The sequence below is a fragment of the Marinobacter sp. genome, from assembly GCF_041686475.1.
Classification (GTDB): domain Bacteria; phylum Pseudomonadota; class Gammaproteobacteria; order Pseudomonadales; family Oleiphilaceae; genus Marinobacter.
This window is the reverse complement of sequence record NZ_JAWLDU010000049.1, coordinates 1-22,668: the sequence shown is the minus strand read 5'-3', so window position 1 is coordinate 22,668 and position 22,668 is coordinate 1. Positions and strand designations below refer to the sequence as shown.

Annotated in this window: 18 protein-coding genes, 1 tRNA gene and 2 pseudogenes; 15 read left to right on the top strand and 6 right to left on the bottom strand. The window is 57.3% G+C overall.

Annotation, left to right across the window (positions count from 1 at the left end):
- Positions 1-372: YidH family protein (locus tag ACESMB_RS11560; protein WP_372925426.1), on the top strand; the 372-nt coding region annotated here is incomplete at its 5' end.
- A 31-nt stretch (positions 373-403) separates the two neighbouring features.
- On the opposite strand, the gene ACESMB_RS11555 is transcribed toward ACESMB_RS11560, so the two are convergent.
- Positions 404-655: a thiamine-binding protein gene (locus ACESMB_RS11555; protein WP_372971585.1), complete on the bottom strand. Its 252-nt coding sequence runs from the start codon at positions 653-655 to the stop codon at positions 404-406.
- Between the two features lie 14 nt (positions 656-669).
- The gene (gene ggt / locus ACESMB_RS11550; protein ID WP_372971584.1) at positions 670-2,433 is read right to left on the bottom strand and encodes a gamma-glutamyltransferase; all 1,764 of its coding nucleotides are present in this window, start codon (positions 2,431-2,433) and stop codon (positions 670-672) included.
- 108 nt (positions 2,434-2,541) lie between these two features.
- Here ggt and purU point away from each other — a divergent pair, with 108 nt between their 5' ends.
- The 12 genes from purU to pyrF all read left to right on the top strand — a co-directional run bounded on the left by purU (position 2,542) and on the right by pyrF (position 16,921).
- Complete coding sequence (gene purU / locus ACESMB_RS11545) at positions 2,542-3,396, top strand: formyltetrahydrofolate deformylase (protein WP_372925423.1); 855 nt, start codon at positions 2,542-2,544, stop codon at positions 3,394-3,396.
- 127 nt (positions 3,397-3,523) lie between these two features.
- Positions 3,524-6,130, top strand: coding sequence for a DNA gyrase subunit A (gyrA, locus tag ACESMB_RS11540; protein ID WP_372925422.1), 2,607 nt, complete (start codon positions 3,524-3,526; stop codon positions 6,128-6,130).
- Complete coding sequence (serC, locus tag ACESMB_RS11535; RefSeq protein WP_372971583.1) at positions 6,114-7,196, top strand: 3-phosphoserine/phosphohydroxythreonine transaminase; 1,083 nt, start codon at positions 6,114-6,116, stop codon at positions 7,194-7,196. The genes gyrA and serC overlap by 17 nt, the downstream gene beginning before the upstream one ends.
- Positions 7,197-7,198: 2 nt before the next feature.
- Positions 7,199-8,299, top strand: coding sequence for a prephenate dehydratase (gene pheA / locus ACESMB_RS11530; RefSeq protein WP_372925420.1), 1,101 nt, complete (start codon positions 7,199-7,201; stop codon positions 8,297-8,299).
- Positions 8,300-8,328: 29 nt separating this feature from the next.
- Positions 8,329-9,468 carry a histidinol-phosphate transaminase gene (hisC, locus tag ACESMB_RS11525; protein WP_372971582.1) on the top strand — a complete coding sequence of 380 codons (1,140 nt, stop codon included), beginning with the start codon at positions 8,329-8,331 and terminating at the stop codon, positions 9,466-9,468.
- Position 9,469: 1 nt separating this feature from the next.
- Positions 9,470-11,698, top strand: a complete 2,229-nt coding sequence (locus ACESMB_RS11520; protein WP_372925435.1) for a bifunctional prephenate dehydrogenase/3-phosphoshikimate 1-carboxyvinyltransferase — start codon at positions 9,470-9,472, stop codon at positions 11,696-11,698.
- Positions 11,698-12,378: a (d)CMP kinase gene (gene cmk / locus ACESMB_RS11515; RefSeq protein WP_372971581.1), complete on the top strand. Its 681-nt coding sequence runs from the start codon at positions 11,698-11,700 to the stop codon at positions 12,376-12,378. The genes ACESMB_RS11520 and cmk overlap by 1 nt, the downstream gene beginning before the upstream one ends.
- Positions 12,379-12,509: 131 nt before the next feature.
- Positions 12,510-14,204 carry a 30S ribosomal protein S1 gene (rpsA, locus tag ACESMB_RS11510; protein ID WP_027831724.1) on the top strand — a complete coding sequence of 565 codons (1,695 nt, stop codon included), beginning with the start codon at positions 12,510-12,512 and terminating at the stop codon, positions 14,202-14,204.
- A gap of 133 nt (positions 14,205-14,337) precedes the next feature.
- Positions 14,338-14,634: an integration host factor subunit beta gene (locus tag ACESMB_RS11505; protein ID WP_007154691.1), complete on the top strand. Its 297-nt coding sequence runs from the start codon at positions 14,338-14,340 to the stop codon at positions 14,632-14,634.
- Between the two features lie 71 nt (positions 14,635-14,705).
- Complete coding sequence (locus ACESMB_RS11500) at positions 14,706-15,008, top strand: LapA family protein (RefSeq protein ID WP_027831725.1); 303 nt, start codon at positions 14,706-14,708, stop codon at positions 15,006-15,008.
- Positions 15,008-16,177, top strand: coding sequence for a lipopolysaccharide assembly protein LapB (lapB, locus tag ACESMB_RS11495; RefSeq protein ID WP_372925417.1), 1,170 nt, complete (start codon positions 15,008-15,010; stop codon positions 16,175-16,177). The genes ACESMB_RS11500 and lapB overlap by 1 nt, the downstream gene beginning before the upstream one ends.
- Positions 16,178-16,210: 33 nt before the next feature.
- Positions 16,211-16,921: an orotidine-5'-phosphate decarboxylase gene (gene pyrF, locus ACESMB_RS11490; protein ID WP_372925416.1), complete on the top strand. Its 711-nt coding sequence runs from the start codon at positions 16,211-16,213 to the stop codon at positions 16,919-16,921.
- A gap of 170 nt (positions 16,922-17,091) precedes the next feature.
- On the opposite strand, the gene ACESMB_RS11485 is transcribed toward pyrF, so the two are convergent.
- Together ACESMB_RS11485 and ACESMB_RS11480 are read right to left on the bottom strand one after the other, a co-directional pair.
- Positions 17,092-17,167 (bottom strand) — tRNA-Asn (locus ACESMB_RS11485).
- Between the two features lie 69 nt (positions 17,168-17,236).
- Complete coding sequence (locus ACESMB_RS11480; protein ID WP_372971580.1) at positions 17,237-18,421, bottom strand: pyridoxal phosphate-dependent aminotransferase; 1,185 nt, start codon at positions 18,419-18,421, stop codon at positions 17,237-17,239.
- Positions 18,422-18,642: 221 nt separating this feature from the next.
- Between ACESMB_RS11480 and uvrB the strand changes: the two genes are divergently transcribed.
- Positions 18,643-20,679, top strand: coding sequence for an excinuclease ABC subunit UvrB (gene uvrB, locus ACESMB_RS11475; protein ID WP_372971586.1), 2,037 nt, complete (start codon positions 18,643-18,645; stop codon positions 20,677-20,679).
- Here the strand turns inward: uvrB and ACESMB_RS11470 are convergent.
- Positions 20,676-21,005 (bottom strand): annotated as a pseudogene (locus tag ACESMB_RS11470) (peptidase C39 family protein); the annotation flags it as partial. The gene uvrB and the pseudogene ACESMB_RS11470 sit on opposite strands and share 4 nt — an antisense overlap.
- Positions 21,006-21,053: 48 nt before the next feature.
- Between ACESMB_RS11470 and ACESMB_RS11465 the strand changes: the two are divergent.
- Positions 21,054-21,459 (top strand): annotated as a pseudogene (locus tag ACESMB_RS11465) (RimK family alpha-L-glutamate ligase); the annotation flags it as partial.
- Here ACESMB_RS11465 and ACESMB_RS11460 read toward each other — a convergent pair.
- Positions 21,456-22,634 (bottom strand): cation diffusion facilitator family transporter, encoded by a 1,179-nt coding sequence (locus ACESMB_RS11460; RefSeq protein WP_372925414.1) that lies wholly within the window; start codon positions 22,632-22,634, stop codon positions 21,456-21,458. The pseudogene ACESMB_RS11465 and the gene ACESMB_RS11460 sit on opposite strands and share 4 nt — an antisense overlap.
- Positions 22,635-22,668: the final 34 nt, after the last annotated feature.

Here is a 22,668-nt window from a genome sequence, read left to right as displayed (position 1 = left end):
ATGTCTGACCTGAAAGACCCGAGAGTTCTGTTCGCTGCCGAGCGCACTTTGCTTGCCTGGAATCGCACCAGTCTGTCCTTCATCGCGTTCGGTTTTCTGATCGAACGGGCAGGCCTGCTGCTGCATGTGTTGGCGCCGGAGAGCGTGGGCGTGGTGAATGCCATGCTGGGATTCTGGATTGGCATTCTGTTTATTCTGCTGGGGGCTTTTGCCGCGGTGTGGTCGTCGCGCCAGTTTCGCGCCCTGTTGCGTACTCTCAGTCCGGCGGAGTTTCCCACCGGATACGGGTTCCGCTGGGGGCTCGCAGTCAACATGGTTGTGGCGTTCCTGGGCCTTGTGCTGGTCGGCGCGCTGTTCATTGGCCGCGGGTAGGGCGCTACCCACGGCCCAGTCCGCTGGCTTGTTATGGTCTTGGCCTGCGGTCACCTTCCATGATCTTGGCCACGAATACCGATTTGCCGTACTCCTCGAACGACCATTTCATGGTGTCTGAAAGCACCCGCATCACCTCATCGTATTCCCCGAACATCTCTGTGCTCATGCGCCCGGGATAGATTTCCAACCCACTTTTTTCCAGCCGCTCAATCAGCGCCCGGATGGGTGGCTTGTAGTCATCGGCGAGTGGATAACAACTTAATTGCACTGATAAAAACATATTACCTCCCGGGTTCAGTAACCCATGGCTGACGATGTGCTGCGGCGCGGGTCCGCGCCGCCATGCAGAGTGCCATCGCTGTCGATCAGTATGCTCTGGATAGCACCCATGGCACTACCACTTACCATCTTGTGGCCTTTCTTCTCCAGTAACCGCACGGTATCGGGGCTGATACCCTGCTCAATGCGGATCTCGTCCGGAAGCCACTGGTGATGAATCCTTGGTGCACTGACCGCAGACTGTATGTTCATATTATGGTCAATTACATTGAGCACCACCTGCAAGGTGGTGGTGATAATTCGCGAGCCACCGGGGCTGCCGGTGACCAGATAGTTGCGGCTATCGCGCCTGATGATGGTCGGCGACATGGAGCTCAGCATGCGTTTGGCTGGTTCCACCTTATTAGCCTCACCACCGATCAGTCCATAGGCGTTGGGTTCACCCGGTTTGGCGCTGAAATCATCCATTTCGTTGTTCAGCAGGAAGCCGGCGCCGGTCACTGTAATGCCGGAACCGTAACTGAAGTTGATGGTGTAGGTGTTGGAAACGGCATTGCCCCAGCGGTCGACGATTGAGAAATGAGTGGTTTCCGGGCTTTCATAGGTTTCCGGATCGCCGGCGCGGATGTCGGAGGAGGGGCGGGCCTTGTCCGAGTCGATGGTTTTGCGAAGTGATTCGCCATACGCCTTGCTGGTCAGCCCACTGAGGGGCACATCCACAAAGTCGGTATCCCCAAGGAACTCTGCCCGGTCTGCGTAGGCCAGTTTCATGGCTTCGGCCATGTGGTGAATGCTGGCAGCGGAATTTTGGCCAAACTCGGCGAGCGGGAAGCCCTCAAGGATATTGAGTATCTGAACAATATGGGTACCACCGGAGGAGGGCGGCGACATGGAATAGATGTCGTGGCCCCGGTAGCTGCCGTGGACCGGTTGGCGAATTTGTGGCTGGTAGTTTTTCAGGTCATCCAGAGTAATAAGACCGTCGTGACGCTCCATTTCTTCCGCGATGAGTTGTGCAGTTTTGCCCTCATAGAAACCTTCGATGCCCTGGTCGGCAATGCGCTGCAGGGTGTCTGCCAGTTCCGGCTGCCGGAAGCGTTCGCCGGGCTGCCAGGCCGAACCATCCTCTTTATAAAAGGTTTCAAGGGTGGCGGGCCATCGCTCCAGCCGCTCGCGGGCCTGCTCCAGGCCCTCTGTAAAACGGTCGGGCACCACAAAGCCCTCCCGCGCCAGTATTATTGCCGGCGCCAGCGCCTGCTCCAGGGGCAGTGTGCCATGCCGCTCCAGTGCCATGGCGAGGCCGGCGACGGTGCCGGGCACCCCGGCTGCCTTGTGGGTGAAACGGCTGCGGTTCGGCACCACCTCACCGTCATCATCCTGGAACATCGTTTCCGTGGCTGCGGCCGGCGCTTTCTCGCGGTAGTCGATGGCTTCAACGGCTTCGCCGTTGCCGGGCGCGTAAAGCATGAAACCCCCGCCGCCGATGTTCCCGGAGCGCGGCTGGGTGACGGCCAGTGCAAAACCGGCGGTGACCGCTGCATCCATGGCATTGCCGCCGTCTCTGAGAACCTCGAGTGCCACTTCTGTGGCCAGCGTGTGGCTGGTCGCCACCATCCCGTTTGTTGCTTTGACCGGGTGATGCCTCTGCCCTTCAAGAATGGCGTCGGCCAGGGCGGGCTGCAGTGGCAGGAGTAATGAAATGGTAATGATCAGTTTCGTGGCCAGTGAATGGCCCGGTACGGCTTTCTTCATACGTACCTGTAGGGGGTGTCTGTCCATGTCAGTGCGCCTCGTTTCTGATGCTCAGATAGGCTATCATAGCCGGTCATTTTTAAGGGTGTGAACCTGCGCGCCCGCTTTCCCGGACCAGATTAAGGAAAGGCTTCCATGGAGCATACCTATCGTCTTGTAATTTCCTGCCCGGACCGGGTGGGGATCGTCGCCAAGGTCAGTAACTTTCTGTCGACCTACAATGGCTGGATTACTGAGGCGAGCCACCATTCCGATACCCAGACTGGCTGGTTTTTCATGCGGCACGAAATCAAGGCCGACTCGATTCCGTTCGGGCTTGAGCAGTTCCGTATTGCCTTCGAGCCCATTGCCCGTGAGTTCGATATGAACTGGCACATCGCTGATTCGGCCCGGCCCAAGAAAGTCATCCTTATGTGCAGCAAGGAGTCCCACTGCGTGGCCGACCTGCTTCATCGCTGGCACAGCAAGGAAATCAATGCCGAGATCGTTGCCGTCATCTCCAACCATGAAGATCTCAGGCGCATGGTGGAGTGGCACGAAATACCCTATCACTGCATTGCCGTGGACAAGAACAACCGCGATGAAGCGTTCGGTGAGGTGGATGGCCTGATCGAAGGCTACGAGGCCGATGTGGTTGTTCTGGCCCGGTACATGCAAATACTGCCGGCCAGTCTGTGCGAAAAATACTCAGGCAAGGTGATTAACATCCATCATAGCTTCCTGCCGTCCTTCGCCGGCGCCCGGCCATACCACCAGGCGTACAGCCGCGGTGTGAAGCTGATAGGTGCTACCTGCCACTACGTGACGCAGGATCTGGATGAAGGCCCCATTATCGAGCAGGATGTGATCCGCGTCAGCCACAGTGACTCCATCGAAGACTTGGTGCGCCTGGGCAAAGACGTGGAGAAAAATGCCCTGTCCCGGGGGTTGAGAGCGCACATTGAAGACCGCGTGATCACCTACGAAAACAAGACCGTGGTTTTTGACTGACGGACACTGCCTTATGCCCCGCTAAAGGGTTGAATGTGGTAGTATTGGCCGCTTGTTAAAGAATAACTATGGGGCGCTCTGAAGGGCCCTGAAACGACTTCCAGCAAATGCAAAGGAACCTTTCTCGATGGGTGAGTTAGCCAAAGAGATCCTGCCGGTAAATATTGAAGATGAGCTGAAGCAGTCCTACCTCGATTACGCCATGAGCGTCATCGTCGGTCGTGCGCTTCCGGATGTGCGGGACGGCCTCAAGCCGGTACACCGCCGCGTACTGTTTGCCATGTCCGAGCTCAATAACGACTGGAACAAGGCTTACAAGAAGTCCGCCCGCGTGGTGGGTGACGTTATCGGTAAATACCATCCCCATGGTGATTCCGCTGTTTACGACACCATTGTCCGTATGGCCCAGCCCTTCTCCCTGCGATATCCGCTGGTGGATGGCCAGGGCAACTTTGGCTCCATCGATGGTGATAACGCAGCCGCCATGCGTTACACCGAGATCCGCATGGAGAAGATTGCCCACTCCCTGCTGGCGGATCTGGAAAAGGAAACGGTTGATTTCGTCCCCAACTACGACGGCACCGAGCAGATTCCGGAAGTATTGCCCACGCGGGTTCCGAATCTGCTGGTCAACGGCTCATCCGGTATTGCCGTGGGTATGGCTACCAACATTCCGCCCCACAACCTCACTGAAATCGTGAATGGTTGCCTGGCGCTGATCGACAACCCGGATATGACCGTTGACGATCTGATGCAGCACATTCCGGGGCCGGACTTTCCCACCGAAGGCATTATCAATGGCCGCGCCGGTATTGTTGAGGCCTATCGCACCGGCCGCGGGCGCATCTACATCCGCGCCCGTCATGAAATCGAGCATGACAAGAAAACCAACCGTGATGCCGTCATCATTACCGAGCTGCCTTACCAGCTGAACAAGGCACGGCTGATCGAGAAAATTGCAGAGCTGGTTAAAGAGAAACGCCTGGAAGGCATTACCGAGCTGCGGGACGAGTCCAACAAGGAAGGCATACGAGTAGTGATCGAGCTGCGCCGTGGTGAGAATCCGGACGTGATCGTCAACAACCTGTTCGCCCATACCCAGCTTCAGACTGTATTCGGCATCAACATGGTTGCGCTGATCAACGGTGAGCCGAAGATCCTCAACCTGAAGGAAATGCTGGATGCGTTTGTTCGCCACCGCCGGGAAGTGGTTACCCGCCGCACCATCTACGAATTGCGCAAAGCCCGGGACCGCGGCCATATCCTGGAAGGCCTGACGGTAGCGCTGGCGAATATTGATGAAATTATCGCCCTTATCAAGGCTTCTCCGGGAGCGGCCGAGGCAAAAGAAAAGCTGATGGCTCAGGGTTGGGCTCCGGGTGACGTTCTTGGCATGCTGGAGCGTGCGGGCGAAGACGCCTGTCGACCGGACGACCTGCCGGAGATCTATGGTTTGCGCAAGGGCCTGTATCACCTGTCGCCGGAACAGGCACAGGCAATCCTGGATCTGCGCCTGCACCGCCTGACCGGTCTTGAGACCGAGAAGCTGCAAAATGAGTACAAGGAAATCCTTGAAAAGATCGCTGATCTGCTGGAAATTCTGGCGGATCCGGACCGTTTGATGCAGGTTATCCGGGAAGAGCTGGAAGCCATTGTTACCGAGTTTGGCGACAAGCGTCTTACCGAAATTACCAGCTCCAAGCGTGACCTGACTATTGCCGATCTGATCGACGAGGAAGATCTGGTGGTGACCATCTCTCACGGTGGTTACGCCAAGACCCAGGCTGTTGAAGACTATCAGGCCCAGCGCCGTGGTGGCCGTGGCAAGGCTGCAACATCCATGAAAGACGAGGATTTCGTCGAGAAACTGCTGGTTGCCAACTCCCACGACACCATTCTGTGCTTCTCCAACCGGGGCAAGGTTTACTGGCTGAGGGTATTTGAAATTCCCCGTGCAAGCCGTGCCTCACGCGGTCGCCCGATGGTGAATATCCTGCCGCTGGATGAGGGTGAGCGTATCACCACCTTCCTGCCGGTTCGTGATTACCCGGAAGATCAGTATGTGCTGATGGCAACGTCCGCCGGTGTGGTAAAGAAAACCCCATTACCGAACTTCTCCCGCCCGCGCAGCAGTGGCCTGATTGCCCTGTCGCTGGACGAGGGCGACACCCTGATTGGCGCGGCCATTACCAAGGGCGATGCGGAAGTCATGCTGTTCTCCACCGCCGGCAAGGCCGTGCGCTTCAATGAAGAGGCGGTACGTCCGATGAGCCGGACAGCCCGTGGCGTTCGTGGCATCAAGATGCCGGCAGGGCATCACGTGGTCTCGCTGATCATTCCCCAGGAGGGTGCAGTGTTGCTGACAGCCAGTGAAAATGGCTACGGCAAGCGCACCACCTTTGACGAGTTCCCGACATACAGCCGGGGCAGCCAGGGCGTTATTGCCATGCAGTGTTCCGAGCGTAACGGTAACCTGGTCAGGGCATTGCAGTTGTTTGATGGCGACGAAATGATGCTGATCTCTGATAAGGGCACGCTGGTACGTACCCGCACCGATGAAGTTTCGATTCTGAGCCGCAATACCCAGGGTGTTCGCCTGATCAAGCTGAGCCAGGAAGATGAACGTCTTGTGGGTGTTGAGCGTATTGCCGAAACCGATGCAGAAGATGAGGCCGGTTTAGTAGTAGATGGTGAAACCATTGTCGATGGTGAGGACGATGAGCAGGGCGTATAACTTTTGTGCAGGCCCGGCAACCTTGCCGGAGCCCGTGCTGCAACAGGCGCGGGAAGAAATGCTGGACTGGCGCGGCAGCGGCATGTCGGTGATGGAAATGAGCCATCGCGGTGACGAGTTCGTGGAAATCGCCGATACCGCCGAAAAGGATCTCCGGGACCTCGCCGGGGTTCCCGACGATTATGCGGTGCTCTTTATGCAGGGCGGGGCTTCCAGCCAGTTCGCAACCATTCCACTGAACCTGCTGGGCGACAGGACATCTGCGGATTACGTCAATACCGGCATCTGGTCGAAGAAGGCCATTGCCGAGGCGAGCCGGTATGCCCGGGTTAATGTGGCGGCCAGCAGCGAAGCAGATGGCTTTACCAGTGTTCCCGGCCCGGACAGCTGGAATACTAGTGCTGATGCGGCCTACCTGCACTATACGCCCAACGAAACTATCGGTGGCCTGGAGTTTGATTTTGTACCCGAGAGCGGTTCCGTGCCGCTGGTTGCGGACATGTCCTCCACCATGCTGTCACGCCCGCTGGACGTCTCGAAATTCGGCCTGATCTACGCCGGTGCCCAGAAGAACATTGGGCCTTCCGGTCTCGTGGTGGTCATTATTCGCAAGGATCTGTTGGGCAAGGCTCTCGAGATCACGCCTACGATGATGAACTACCAGGTGATTGCGGATAACGGCTCCATGTACAACACGCCGGCGACGTATTCATGGTACCTGGCCGGCCTGGTGTTCAAATGGCTGAAAGAGCAGGGCGGTGTCACGGCAATGGGAGAGATTAACCGTCGCAAAGCCAGCAAGCTGTATGGCTTTATTGACGAGAACGATTTCTACGCCAACCCGATCTCGCCGCGGTTTCGTTCGTGGATGAACGTTCCTTTCACTCTCGCGGACGAGGCCCTCAACGACGCCTTCCTGCAAGGAGCGAATGAACGTGGTCTGCTGAATCTCAAGGGCCATCGCTCCGTGGGCGGTATGCGCGCAAGCATCTATAACGCCATGCCCGAAGCGGGCGTTGATGCGCTGATCGACTACATGACCGTATTTGCGAAGGAGCGGGGCTGATCATGAACAGTGATGAGCAGGTGCGTCTGGGGCAGCTGAGGCAAGAGATTGACCGGTTGGACCGGGAAATCATGGAGCTGATCAGCAAAAGGGCCGAGTGCGCCCAGGAAGTGGCCCGGGTAAAAATGGAGGCCAACCCCGGCGAGGATGTGTTTTTCTATCGTCCGGAGCGCGAAGCCCAGGTGTTGCGGCGCATCAAGGATAGCAACCCCGGGCCATTGTCGGGTGAAGAGATGGCCCGGTTGTTCCGGGAGATCATGTCCGCCTGCCTTGCGCTTGAAAAGCCCATGCATATCGCCTTCTTGGGACCGATTGGTACCTTTACCCAGGCTGCGGCGCTCAAGCACTTTGGCCATTCGGTGGTCAGCGTTCCGCTGCCGGCCATCGATGCGGTTTTCCGCGAGGTGGAATCCGGCGCCGCCCACTATGGCGTGGTTCCCGTGGAGAACTCCACCGAAGGCATGATCAACCATACCCTGGACATGTTCATGACCTCGCCGCTGAAAATCTGCGGTGAAGTCCAGCTGCGGATCCACCATCACCTGATGGTGTCGCCAAAGCACAAGAACCAGGAAATTGTCCGCATCTATTCCCACCAGCAGTCATTTGCCCAATGCCGGCAGTGGCTGGATGCGCACCGGTATGGCATCGAGCGTGTCACCGTCAGCAGTAATGCCGAGGCGGCGAGACGTGCAGCAGAAGAACCGGGTACGGCAGCCATAGCCGGTGATATGGCGGCAGAGCTCTACGGCCTGGAAATGCTGGCCACCAGCATTGAAGACCGCCCTGACAACACCACCCGCTTCCTGATTATCGGGCGCGAGGAAGTGCCGGCCAGTGGCAGTGACAAGTCTTCCATACTCGTGTCCATGCGTAACAAACCCGGTGCGCTCTACCAGTTGCTGGAGCCGTTCCACAAGCACGGCCTGAGCCTGACGCGCATCGAGACGCGGCCATCGCCGAGCGGCACCTGGGCCTACGTGTTCTACATCGACTTTGAAGGCCACGTGGATGACGGGCAGGTCAGTAAGGTGCTCTCTGAAATCGATGAAGAGGCCGTAGAGTTAAAGCGCCTTGGGTCCTATCCCATCGGGGTCCTGTAACGAAACACCAATTGCTGAGGAAGGGTGACATGTCGATTGATTACCAAAGTCTGGCGGTCAAAGGTGTACAGGCGTTATCTCCCTACCAGCCTGGCAAGCCCATTGACGAGCTGGCGCGGGAACTGGGTCTTGACCCCGACAGCATCATCAAGCTGGCAAGCAATGAAAACCCCCTTGGGCCCAGCCCGAAAGTGCTTGCGGCTGTGCAGAAGACTCTGGGTGAGCTCTGCCGCTACCCTGATGGCAATGGTTTCGAGCTTAAACAGGCGCTGTCAGCGCGCTATGGTGTTGTGCCGTCGCAGATAACCCTCGGCAACGGGTCCAACGATGTGCTGGAAGTGATTGCCCGGTGCTTTGCCGATCCTGCCTGCGAAGTGGTGTTTTCTCAGTATGCCTTTGCCATTTATGCCCTGGTGACCCAGGCAATTGGTGCCACTGGCGTCTCGGTCCCTGCCAAAGAGTATGGTCATGACCTGAATGCTATGGCTGAGGCTGTAACGGACCGCACAAAGCTGGTGTTTGTGGCCAACCCCAACAATCCCACCGGCACGGTTCATGGTGGCGAGGCCATCGAGGCGTTTCTTGCCCGCATTCCCGCGCATGTGCTGGTGGTTCTCGATGAAGCCTACTGCGAATACCTTCAGGGCATGGGGTATGTTGATGGTGTGTCATTGCTGGAGCGGTTCCCTAACCTGATTGTTACACGCACCTTCTCCAAGGCCTGGGGGCTCGCCTCGCTGCGGGTCGGCTACAGTATAAGTTCCCCTGAAATAGCCAATATTCTCAACCGGGTGCGTCAGCCTTTTAATGTGGATTCGCTTGCGCTGACTGCCGCTACTGCCGTGTTGAGCGACGAATCCTACCTACAGCGTTCCCGGCAGGTGAACACCGAAGGCATGAAGCAGCTTGAGTCCGCCTTCGAACAAATGGGCCTGAACTATATTCCGTCTGCCGGCAACTTCATTGCGGTGGATGTGGGTGACTGGGCAAACGATGTGAATCGGTTGTTACTGGATCAGGGCGTGATTGTCCGGCCGGTTGGTGGCTACGGTATGCCGGGTCACCTGCGGGTCTCCATCGGCCTGCCCGAGGAGAATGACCGCTTTATCGAATCTCTGGCCCGGGCACTGGATTCACTGGCAGCCGCAGAATCCGGAAAGGGAGCCTGAGGTGCCCGGGTCTCAACCACTGTTCCAGCGCGTTGCGGTTATCGGCCTCGGCCTGATCGGCGGTTCGCTGGCCCGGGCCATACGCGAAAACGGCCTGGCCGTGACTGTCGTCGGCACCGACAAGCGCCCAGAAGAGTTGGCCCTTGGTAAAGAACTGGGCATTATCGATGAGGCTGCCGGTTCTGTTGCCGAGGTGGTGGCGGGTAGCGATCTGGTCGTGCTGGCGGTGCCTGTAAAAGCTATAAGGACAGTGCTGGAAGAAATCCGCCCGCACCTGGGCTGTAACGCAGTGCTCACGGACGTGGGCAGCACCAAGACCAGCTTTGTTAATGACGTACGTGAGGTGTTCGGCGAACTGCCTGCGAAGGTCATTCCCGGCCATCCCATAGCCGGTTCCGAGAAGAGTGGAATCAGGGCGGCAGATTCCGCTTTGTTTGCCAATCACAAGGTAATCCTGACGCCGGCAGAGAACGTCAGCCAGCCGGATCTCGACAAGCTCAAAGACCTTTGGGAAGGGTGCGGCGCTACGGTGCTAACCATGTCGGTCGCGTATCACGACGAAGTTCTTGCTGCCACAAGTCATCTTCCGCACCTGATTGCCTTTTCTCTGGTGGACACGCTGGCGGGCGAAGACGAGAATCTCGATATATTCCGGTATGCTGCGGGCGGTTTCCGGGACTTTACCCGGATTGCGGCCAGCGACCCGGTGATGTGGCACGATATCTTTCTCTCCAATCGTGACGCGGTGCTGCGGGTTATTGATCATTTCACCCACGATCTGGACCAGCTCCGCACCGCCATTGCCGATCAGGACAGTGCGACTTTATTACGGGTTTTCAGTCGCGCCAAAGCGGCGCGCGAACATTTTTCGAAAATGCTTTCAGGACAGGCTTACGTGACAAAAAACAGTGAGAAACAGGTAACGTTCCGCCTTCAGCCAGGCGGCCGTATTTCCGGCGAAATCCGTGTGCCGGGTGACAAATCCATTTCCCATCGCTCCATCATGCTCGGCGCTCTTGCAGACGGCATCACCGAAGTGAAAGGGTTCCTCGAAGGCGAAGACAGCCTTGCCACGTTGCAGGCATTCCGCGATATGGGTGTGACGATTGAGGGCCCCGATGAGGGCTTTGTCCGTATTCATGGGGTGGGGATAAACGGGCTGCAGGCGCCGCGTGGCCCGCTCTATCTGGGCAATTCCGGCACCGCCATGCGCCTGTTCTCGGGGCTGCTGGCGGCGCAGCCTTTCGACTCGGAGCTGACTGGCGATGAAAGTCTGTCGAAGCGCCCCATGGGCCGCGTCGCCGACCCGTTGCGGGCCATGGGTGCGGTTATTGATACCGCAGAGGGTGGTCGGCCACCGCTGAAGATCCGTGGCGGCCATGGTCTCACCGGCATCCACTATGACATGCCCGTGGCCAGTGCCCAGGTCAAATCCTGCCTGTTGCTCGCAGGGCTCTACGCAGAGGGTGTGACCTCGGTGACCGAGCCTGCGCCTACCCGGGATCACACCGAGCGCATGCTGGAAGGCTTCGGTTATCACGTTTACCGCGATATAGCGACCGCGAGCGTGACCGGAGGCGGACGCCTGACAGCGACTGCTATCGATGTGCCTGCCGATATTTCTTCCGCAGCGTTTTTCCTTGTAGCCGCCAGTATCGCGTCGGGTTCTGATCTGACCATCCGCCATGTGGGTATGAACCCAACTCGCGTCGGCGTCATTAATATCCTGCGCATGATGGGCGCCAATATTGAAGTTCTGGAAGAGCGAGTGATCGGCGGTGAGCCGGTTGCCGACCTCCGTGTCCGTTCTGCGGATCTCAAAGGAATAGACATCCCCGAAGATCAGGTTCCCCTGGCCATCGACGAATTTCCGGTGCTGTTCATCGCCGCCGTATGTGCGGAGGGTAGAACGGTACTGCGTGGTGCGGAGGAGCTTCGCGTCAAGGAAAGTGACCGTATCCAGGTAATGGCCGATGGCCTGACGGTGCTGGGGGTGGAAACCACTGTCACACCCGATGGTATTGTCATCGACGGCGGGCAGACTATGGCGGGAGGCACTGTCAACAGTCACGGTGATCACCGGATTGCCATGGCGTTCTCGGTGGCGTCGTTGTGCGCCAGCGGCAGCATTGAAGTGACGGATTGTGCCAACGTGGCCACGTCTTTTCCGGGTTTTGTAGAGCTGGCGAAGTGGACCGGGATCAATATCTCGGCCGGGGGAGCTGAATAATGGTTGAAGCCAAGGCACCGGTGATTACCGTGGACGGCCCTGGAGGCTCCGGTAAGGGCACCATTACACAGTTGCTCGCTCGCAGGCTGGGCTGGCACCTGCTCGACAGCGGCGCGCTTTACCGTCTTACTGCTTTGGCTGCCGAGCGTCAGGGCGTGTCACTGGACGATGAGCCGGCATTGGTGAGACTTGCCGCCAACCTGAATGTGGTATTTGAGCCCACACCGCCCGGTGAGCCGGCGAAGGTGTTGATGGGTAACTCCGATGTGACCGCAGATATACGTACTGAAACCTGTGGCGATAATGCCTCGAAGGTTGCGGTAATGCAGCCGGTTCGCAATGCACTGCTTCAGCGCCAGCGTGACTTCCGCAAGCCTCCGGGGCTGGTGGCAGACGGTCGCGATATGGGCACTGTGGTATTTCCGGACGCGCCGGTGAAGATCTTTTTGACCGCCAGTGCCGAAGAGCGTGCGCAAAGACGTTACAGCCAGTTGAAGGACGCCGGGGTCGATGTTAATATTGACGCCCTTTTAGAGGAGATACGGGTGCGCGATGAGCGGGACATGAACCGCGCCGCCGCCCCGCTCAAGCCTGCAGACGATGCGCAAGTCATTGATTCGACGGGTTTGGGTATAGAAGAGGTGCTAGTCAGGGTTATGGCCGCAGCAGGTCAGGCCTGACTACACCTTTTTGTCGTTGAAATTCCGGGTTCGGCGTTATCGGCCAGCCACTGGCTGAATCCGGATTGAAACTAACAGACCGTGTTGCTGGTAGCACGGAGTAAACTTGCGTTGATCACATAGGACACATAATGAGCGAGAGCTTTGCGGATCTTTTTGAAGAAAGCCTAAAAGAAATTGACATGCAACCGGGTTCCATCGTCCAGGGAACCGTAGTTGACGTCGATAACGACTGGGTCACCGTTAACGCCGGACTGAAGTCCGAAGGCGTTATCCCCGCCTCCCAGTTCCTTAACGAAAAAGGCGAGTTGGAAGTTGCTATTGGCGACGTTGTTGACGTAGCTCTCGACGCTGTTGAAGACGGCTTCGGCGAAACCCGTCTGTCCCGTGAGAAAGCCAAGCGCGCTGAAGCCTGGAAGGTACTCGAGAAGTCCTTCGAAGCTGAGGAAGTGGTTAAGGGTGTTATCAATGGCAAGGTCAAGGGTGGTTTCACCGTCGATCTGGCCGGCATCCGTGCCTTCCTGCCGGGCTCTCTGGTAGATGTTCGTCCGGTTCGCGACACCGCGCACCTGGAGAACAAGGAACTCGAATTCAAGGTTATCAAGCTCGACCAGAAGCGTAACAACGTGGTTGTTTCCCGCCGCGCCGTTCTGGAAGCTGAAAACAGTGCCGAGCGTGAAGCTCTCCTCGAAACCCTGACCGAAGGTCTGGAAATCAAGGGTATCGTCAAGAACCTGACCGACTACGGCGCGTTCGTGGATCTGGGTGGTGTTGACGGCCTGCTGCACATTACCGATATGGCCTGGAAGCGTATCAAGCATCCGAGCGAAATCGTCAATGTCGGTGACGAGATCAACGTCAAGGTTCTGAAATTTGACCGTGAGCGTAACCGCGTATCACTGGGTCTGAAGCAGCTGGGTGAAGATCCCTGGGTTGATATCAAGGGTCGTTATCCGGAAGGCACCAAGGTTACTGCACGTGTAACCAACCTGACCGACTACGGCTGCTTTGCCGAGCTGGAAGAAGGTGTTGAAGGCCTGGTTCACGTGTCTGAAATGGACTGGACCAACAAGAACATCCATCCGTCCAAAGTCGTTCAGGTTGGCGACGAAGTGGGCGTGATGATTCTGGACATCGACGAAGAGCGTCGTCGTATCTCCCTGGGTATCAAGCAGTGCGTTGCCAATCCCTGGGAAGATTTCTCCAGCAGGTTCAACAAAGGCGACCGTATCTCCGGCAAGATCAAGTCAATCACTGACTTCGGTATCTTTATCGGCCTGGACGGTGGCATCGACGGTCTGGTTCACCTGTCGGACATCAGCTGGAACGAGACAGGCGAAGAGGCTGTCCGTGAATACAAGAAGGGCGACGAAGTCGAAACCGTTATCCTGTCTGTTGATCCCGAGCGCGAGCGTATCTCCCTCGGCATCAAGCAACTGGAAAGCGATCCGTTCGCCGAGTTTGTTCAGCTGAACGACAAGGGCTCCATCGTCAAGGGCACGGTATCCGCTGTTGATGCTAAAGCAGCGACCATCACCCTGAACGACGAAGTTGAAGCCGTTCTGAAGGCTTCCGAAATCAGCCGTGACCGTGTTGAAGACGCACGCAACGCGCTGAACGAAGGCGACGAAGTAGAAGCGAAGATCATCAGCATCGACCGCAAGAACCGCGTCATCAACCTTTCTGTCAAATCGAAGGATGTTGAAGACGACAAGCAAGCGCTGGAAGGTGTTCGTGCCAAGACTGCCGAATCTTCCTCGGGTGCGACCACCATCGGTGATCTCATCAAAGAGCAGATGCAGCAGCAAAACGCCAACAAGGAATAAGATCTCCGGTTGGTATGAAAAAAAACGGGCTCTAAGAGCCCGTTTTTTTTGTGTTTTTTTCTGGTTTGGCTAAACTAGAGACAAGGAGCTGGTAACCGGCTATCCGATAATAATGTGAAGAGGGATGAGCCCAATGACAAAATCTGAACTGGTAGAGCTGATTGCGTCCAAACAGACGCAGCTTTCAGTGAAGGATGTGGAACTGGCTGTAAAAACCATCATAGAACATATGTCCCAGTCACTGGCGGATGGCCAGCGAATTGAAATCCGCGGTTTCGGCAGTTTTTCACTGCACCATCGGGCAGCCAGAACCGGGCGTAATCCCAAAACCGGCGAAGCTGTGCAGTTACCGGCTAAATTTGTTCCCCACTTCAAGCCAGGCAAGGAATTGCGGGAGCAGGTTAACGATAGCCTTAAAAAGGGTTTCTGATTACCCTTAAAGGGAAAGATTTTAACCAGGTCCTGGTTTGAGCAATCAGGTCCGCTTGGAGCGTTGCGACTATGGCCGGATTACAGAAGGTCCTTCTCATTCTGCTGGTGTTGTTTCTGGTTCTGGTGGCACTTGTTTTTTCCCTTAATAATCAGATGGCAGTATCCCTCAACTTTCTGCTTTTCGAGACCCAGCCCCACGGCGTAGCGGTCTGGATCATCATGTCTTTTGTGATCGGCGCTTTGATTGGAGTTCTGATTACCATGCTTGCAACCGTCCGTACATCGGTTTCCCGCCGTAACCTCGAGAAACGGCTTGCTCGCACCGAGCAGGCATTGGAGAAATCCAGGGCCCAGAACGACCGGACGCTTTAATGGATATAGTGCTTCAGTGGCTGCTGCTGACGATTGCGGTGGCTGCAGGTTGGTTTGTCGGGCGAATGGGCAGTACCAGAGAGCGCTCGAAAACGCCCATCTCGGATGAAGAATCGGTCAAGGACCGTCTGCAGTTTCTCTTTACCAATTATTCCGACCAGGCGGTAGAGAACTTTGTTCAGTCTCTCGCCGTGAACAAGGAAACGGTTGGACTGCACCTGTCCATTGGCGCCCATTTCCGCCATAAGGGCGAGACCGATCGTGCCATTCTCATTCACCAGAACCTGCTGGCGCGCCCGGAATTGCCGCCGCGTTATTCCCAGCAAGTAACCTATGAGCTGGCCATCGACTACTTGAACGCAGGCCTGCTGGACCGGGCGGAAGCACTGCTCCATCAGCTGATGGGGGACCGGGAATACGGCCGCAAGGCATCGCTCCAGCTGATTGAGCTCTACCAGCAGGAAAAGGAATGGGGTAAGGCTGCCCAGGTGGCGCGGACACTGACCACGGGTGAGCATGACCCCGGCATGTTCAAGATGCTGGCCTACATTACCTGCGAGCTGGCAGAGGACTCCCTAAAGCACGATGACCGCTGGATGGCCCAGAAACTGGCCAAGGAAGCCCTGGAGTACGACAACTCCTGTGTGAGAGCAACGTTCATCATGATGAAGCTTCTTGTTCGCCAGGGTAGTTATAAGGACGCCGCCAACCAGAGCCTGAAAGTGTTCGACCAGAACTCCGAGTTTGGCTCCGAAGCCGTTGACCGGTTAATGAAACTGGAGCGGGAACACGGTGACGTAGGGCGCCTGGTCAAAAAACTCGGAAAGTTCTACGAAACCTGGCCCAGCACCAGCCTGCTGCTGGCACTGGTGGAATCGGTTGAGCGCACCTCAGGTCGCATGGCCGCCATCGAATTGCTGCGCCGCGAACTGGAAGTGCGCCCCAGTGTCAGAGGTCTGCTTCGCCTGGTGGAACTGGCCGGTTATGAAAAGGGCATGACCACCGACGAAGGCCGTCTGGTCAGCCGTATCGGCCACCTGATACTGGCCAATCGTCCGGTTTACCGCTGTGCGAACTGTGGCTTCTCCGGCCAGCAGTTGCACTGGTTGTGCCCCAGTTGCAAGCAGTGGGAAACCGTTCGCCCGATTCAGGGTGTGGAAGCCGAATAACCCCATTAAACGACATTCTTCAGGAACCCGACCGTGCAAACCCCCGACAACCCCCGAATCATTGTTGCCCTGGATTTTCCGTCTGATCAGCCTGCGCTGGCACTGGTTGATCAACTGGACCCGGCCAAATGCCGTCTTAAAGTAGGCAAGGAGCTCTTCACCCGTTCCGGTCCGGAACTGGTTCGGGATCTTCAGGGCCGCGGATTCGAGGTGTTCCTGGATCTGAAATTCCACGACATTCCCAATACCACGTCGGCGGCGGTAGCGGCGGCGGCGGATCTGGGTGTCTGGATGGTCAATGTGCATGCCTCGGGCGGGGAAAAAATGATGACCGCCTGTCGCGACCGCCTGGACAGCTTCGGCAAGGAACGGCCGTTGCTGATTGCAGTCACCGTCCTGACCAGCATGGGGCCGGAAGATCTCGCCGGTATCGGCATTGCAGGTTCCCCCGAAGCCCAGGTCTCCCGCCTGGCAACCCTGACCCGCAACTGCGGCTTGGACGGCGTCGTCTGTTCAGCCCAGGAGGCCCCCGCGTTGAAAGCGGAGCAGGGCGCCGATTTCAAACTGGTCACCCCCGGCATCCGCCCCCTGTCTGCGGACAAAGGCGACCAACAACGCATCATGACTCCCACGGATGCGCTTAAAGCCGGTTCCGACTACCTGGTCATCGGCCGCCCGATTACCCAGGCTGCTGATCCTCTGGCGGCGCTTGACGCTATTGACTCTGAGGTGATTGGGCTCTGACTTTGGTTCCTGGTCTCTAGTTTTGGCCCTAGCCTGCTGGTAACGGTGCCACGGCAAGGCAGGACTTCCTTCCCGAAACACCAGACCATCAGGCTAGGGGGCCGAAGCCAAACCAAACACCAATACGAAAAAAGCCGCTAATCCAGAGGACTAGCGGCTTTTCGGAATAGTGGCTCCCCGAGCTGGGCTCGAACCAGCGACAAACGGATTAACAGTCCGTTGCTCTACCAACTGAGCTATCGGGGAACGTCGTCGTGTGACGAGGCGCGTATATTAAGGTTACCCCAACGCCTCGTCAACCCCTTGCCGGAAATTTTAGCCCAGGGCCTTCTGCAGACGCTCGATTGCCTGCTTAAGGGTGTCCAGGCCGGTGGCAAAGCTCAGGCGCATGTGGCCGGGTGCACCAAAAGCGGAGCCCGGTACCAGCGCAACGCCTGCTTCTTTCAGCAGCTTCTCGGCAAATTCCACGTCATTGCTGACCCCGGAATCCGCATCAATGGCTCCCTGGAAGCTCGGGAATACATAGAAGGTACCGTCGCCATGCAGGCACTCGACGCCGGGCAGGGCATTCAGCGCTTCTACCAGGTAGTCGTGGCGTTCCTTGAACGCGGTAACCATTTCCTGAACACAGTCCTGAGGGCCATCCAGGGCAGCGGTTGCAGCCGCCTGGGAGATGGAGGCCGGGTTGGAGGTGCTCTGGGACTGGATCTTCTTCATGGCACCGATGATTCTGGCCGGTCCTGCGGCATAGCCGATTCGCCAGCCAGTCATGGAATAGGCCTTGGAAACACCGTTCAGCACGAAGGTACGGTCATACAGCTCCGGCGTGGCGTTCAGGATGTTGCAGAACGGCTGGCCGGTCCACAGGATCGGCTCGTACATGTCGTCGGTGGCGATCATGATCTGGGGGTGCTTTTTCAGCACTTCGCCAATCGCCTTCAGTTCCTCCAAGCTGTAGGCCATTCCGCTGGGGTTGGAGGGACTGTTGATCACGAACAGACGGGTACGCTCGGTGATGGCGTCTTCCAGCTGTTCCGGGGTGATCTTGAAGCGGGTGTCAGCGGCAGTTTCGATGATCACCGGCTTGCCTTCGGCCACCAGTACCATATCCGGGTAGGAAACCCAGTAGGGCGCCGGAATAATGGCTTCGTCGTCTTTGTTCAGGGTAGCCAGGGCGAGATTGAAAAAGCTCTGTTTGCCGCCGCTGCTGACGAGGATCTGGTTGGCTTCGTATTCCAGGCCGTTGTCCCGTTTGAACTTCGCGATGATCGCCTTCTTGAGGGCCGGCGTACCATCCACGGCGGTGTACTTGGTCTGGCCGTTATTGATGGCTTCAATGGCCGCCTGCTTGATGTGATCCGGCGTGTCGAAGTCCGGCTCGCCAGCGCCAAGGCCAATGATGTCCTGGCCGGCAGCGCGTAGTTCTGCCGCCTTGTTAGTGACTGCGAGGGTGGGAGATGGCTTGATTGCCTGTACTCGGCTGGAAAGTTGAAGGTCCAAACTTGCGCTCCTTAAAGCTGCGTCTGATAGGGCTTGGGCGGTTGAGAGGTCGTGGTTTCCACTATGTTCAGGCCGCCCTGGATGGCACAGATGGTATCATGATGGCCGCGTGACGATAAGTTTCCATGCAGAACGCAATATCTGCAAGTCGCTGTGTAAATCAAACCGGATTGAACGGAGGATGTCTCCAGACTATGGCCACTTCAGTAACTGGCGCGCTCATGAAAGATGGCGCGTTCAAGGTCGATTCCCCGTTTCAGCCAGCGGGTGATCAGCCCAAAGCCATTGACGGACTGGTGGACGGCATCCATTCCGGTCTTGCTCATCAGACTCTGCTGGGCGTTACCGGTTCTGGCAAGACCTTTACCATTGCCAACGTCATCCAGCAGGTGCAGCGGCCAACCATCATCATGGCCCATAACAAAACCCTGGCGGCACAGTTATATGGTGAGTTCCGGGAGTTTTTCCCGGACAACGCGGTGGAGTATTTCGTTTCCTACTACGACTACTACCAGCCGGAAGCCTATGTGCCGTCTTCGGACACCTTCATAGAGAAAGACGCCTCTATAAACGAACATATTGAGCAGATGCGCCTGTCCGCCACCAAAGCACTGCTTGAGCGGCCGGATGCCATCATTGTAGCCACGGTGTCGTCCATTTACGGTCTGGGTGACCCCCAGTCATACTTGAAAATGATGTTGCACCTGGACCGGGGCGACCAGATCGACCAGCGGCATATCCTGCGCCGACTGGCTGAACTGCAGTACACCCGTAACGACGTTGAATTCCACCGCGCCAACTACCGGGTGCGAGGCGATGTGATCGACGTTTTCCCGGCGGAATCCGAGAAAGAGGCCATTCGGATCGAGCTGTTCGATGACGAAGTGGAAAACCTCAGTTACTTTGATCCGCTGACCGGAGAAGTACTGCGCCGGGTGCCGCGAGTCACTATCTATCCGAAGTCCCACTATGTAACACCAAGGCAGACGGTTCTGAATGCGGTGGAGCACATCAAGATTGAGCTGGAACAGCGCCTGCAACAACTACGTGACAACAACCGTCTGGTGGAAGCCCAGCGGCTGGAAGAGCGCACCCGCTACGACATCGAAATGATGCTGGAGCTGGGCTACTGTAATGGTATCGAGAACTACTCCCGCTATCTCTCCGGTCGAAATCCGGGGGAGGCGCCGCCGACACTGTTTGATTACCTGCCGCCCAACGCCCTGCTGGTGGTGGACGAATCCCACGTTACTATTCCCCAGATCGGTGCCATGTACAAGGGCGACCGTTCCCGCAAGGAAACCCTGGTGGAATACGGCTTTCGTCTGCCCTCGGCCCTGGATAACAGGCCCATGCGGTTTGACGAGTGGGAGCGGATTGCGCCGCAGATGCTGTTCGTCTCTGCCACACCCGGCAATTACGAAGCCGAACATGCAGGGCAGGTGGTTGAGCAGGTGGTCCGGCCAACCGGCCTGCTGGATCCGGAAATCGAAGTTCGCCCGGCGTCCACCCAGGTGGACGACCTGCTCTCGGAGATCCGCCTGCGCACCAACGTTAATGAAAGGGTACTGGTGACCACGCTCACCAAGCGCATGGCTGAAGACCTTACGGACTTCCTGATGGAGCACGACATCCGTGTGCGCTATCTGCACTCGGACATTGATACGGTAGAGCGGGTAGAGATCATCCGCGACCTGCGCCGGGGCGAGTTCGATGTGCTGGTAGGCATCAACCTGCTGCGGGAAGGTCTGGATATGCCCGAGGTGTCACTGGTTTCCATCCTGGATGCCGATAAGGAAGGCTTCCTGCGCTCCGAGCGTTCCCTGATTCAGACCATCGGCCGTGCCGCCCGTAACCTCCACGGCAAAGCGATTCTCTATGGCGACCGGATAACCGGCTCCATGCAACGGGCAATCGATGAAACCGAACGCCGCCGGGCGAAACAGACAGAGCACAACGAGCTACACGGCATTACGCCCCAGGGCCTGAACAAGAAGATTGCGGATATCATGGAAGGTGCCGGAGGCGGTAGTGGCCGCGGTCGCCGCAAGGCCGAGCGTCCCGGGGAGAAGGCCGCCGAGGAAGCCGAGAGGTACCGTGCGAAGACTGGCAACCGCTCGCCAGAAGAGATTCTCAAGGAGATCACCCGCCTGGAAGACGATATGTACAAGGCTGCTGCCGATCTGGATTTCGAGACTGCGGCCCGGGTGCGGGATGATATTTCGGAGCTTAAAGAGGCGGCTTTGCGGACCGGCTAGGCATCCCGCTTGGGCCCAACTATAACCGCTGCCTGCAAAGGCTGGTTCCTGCCATAGCGTGACATGCGGTCGAACACCCTGCGGTCTACCGGCAGGTACTGTTTGTCTGCGATGGTTTCACCGATCTCTGTATCTATCTACGGGTCGTGCAGGTAGACGAACTGATCGTCGATGGCGCACACGGTTACCCAGTGGGGAACGAGGCTGCGGTTCAGTTGCCAGGTGCTGATCAGAATCACCGGAACCCGGTTGTCGTGGAGGAAGCCTTCGTGAACCAGTTCCAGAACCCGCTTCTTGTCGTCGTTGCGAACGGTATCCTTGAACACTCGGTCATGACCCTCAACGATCTCAGCCGTAAGCCCCGCACCCGCCCCAAGGACCAGAAAGACAGCGCCGAACAGGTCATCGGTGAATTGGGTTTTCCTGTGGTCATCAAGATTCCGGATGGCGCATTCTCAAGGAGGGTGACCAGGCCGGGGGATGAAAAGTCCCTGCGCGCCGGGCGGTCGTGCCATCTATGCCTGTAAGTATTTCATGGTGCAGGGGCTACTGGCAGATCTACCAGCATGGCGGAGCGGAAGTGGACAGCGGCGGTTTCGAAACCATGCCCACCTACGAGGTGCCCCGGAACGTGATTCAGGCGGCACTGAATGCCACCCGACTGATCGGAAACGGGCTATACGGTATGGATATCAAGCAGTCTGGCAACCGGGTGGCGAGTTGTACACCCTGATCATGCAGGAATTCCTGTCCCGCATGGAAGATAATCGTCGTCGCTAGACCGCCGGCTGACTATCCGTGTGGGCGTGCCAGATTCGCAGGCTACCAAACCAGGGATAACTGTTCAGCTCGCGGCTGATCCTGCGGGCATCCGGGAGCGCTTCGGATTCGGGAATTTCCATGAACAACTCCATGTAAACCCTGTTTCGCAGGTAGTGCAGCCTGAGCCGGCTGTCAGGTGGCAGGTTGTCGATATGCCTGCTCAGTTTTTCCCGGATCTCTTCGCGGCTGGGTAGTTGCTCCGAAGTCTGGAGGTGGTCTTCGTCGTTTTCGGCATCAATATGGAAATTGATGTCAATAATATTGTCCAGCTGCTCACGCATGGCGGAAACCACGTGCATCCCGATCTGGTGGCCCTCGGAAACGCTGATTTCAGGCCGCACCACAAGGTGAACGTCCAGCATGATGTCGTGGCCCATGCGGCGGGTTCGGAGCTCGTGGATATTGCGCACGCCGTCGATGTTCATGGCAATTTCCTTGAGCAGGTCGGTATCCTCCGGCGATAGCCCCGTATCCACCAGCTCTTTGACGCTGTCCCAGGTGAATTTCCAGCCGATGTGAATAATGATGGAGGAGATGACCACTGCAGCCAGTACGTCCAGCCAGACGTAGCCAAGCATTGCGCCAACCGTGGAAAATAGCACAATTACGGAAGAAAATGCATCGGTGCGGCTGTGCCAGGCATTGGCGATGATAAGGTCGGAGCGGATCCTGATGCCGACATGGCGGGTGTAGCGGTAAATCCATTCCTTACTGCCAATGGATATGGCTGCAGCAGCCAGAACAGGCCATTCGGGGAGGTCAACGGCGCCTTCTCCCATGAGCCGAAGGACATTGTCCCACGCCAGTGCAGCGCCAACCGCAATGAGGAAACTGCCTAACACCATGGTACCCATGGTTTCGATTCGCTGATGGCCATAGGGATGGTCGGCGTCGGGGCCCTGCCGGGACACACGCATAACCCCAAGGACCACAAGATCAGAGACAACATCACTGAATGAGTGAATACCGTCTACCAGCAACGCCTGGGAATGGAACAGCGCGCCGCCGATAACCTTGATGACGCCGAGAAACGCATCCAGAAGCATGCCAATCACCGTTACTCTGGACGCCGCCCTGCGTTCTTCAGGCAGGTTTTCCTTGTGTTTTGCGGATGGGCTCTGATGGTCCTTCATTATTTTGCTCCAGTGGCTCAGAAAGCCGGCATAA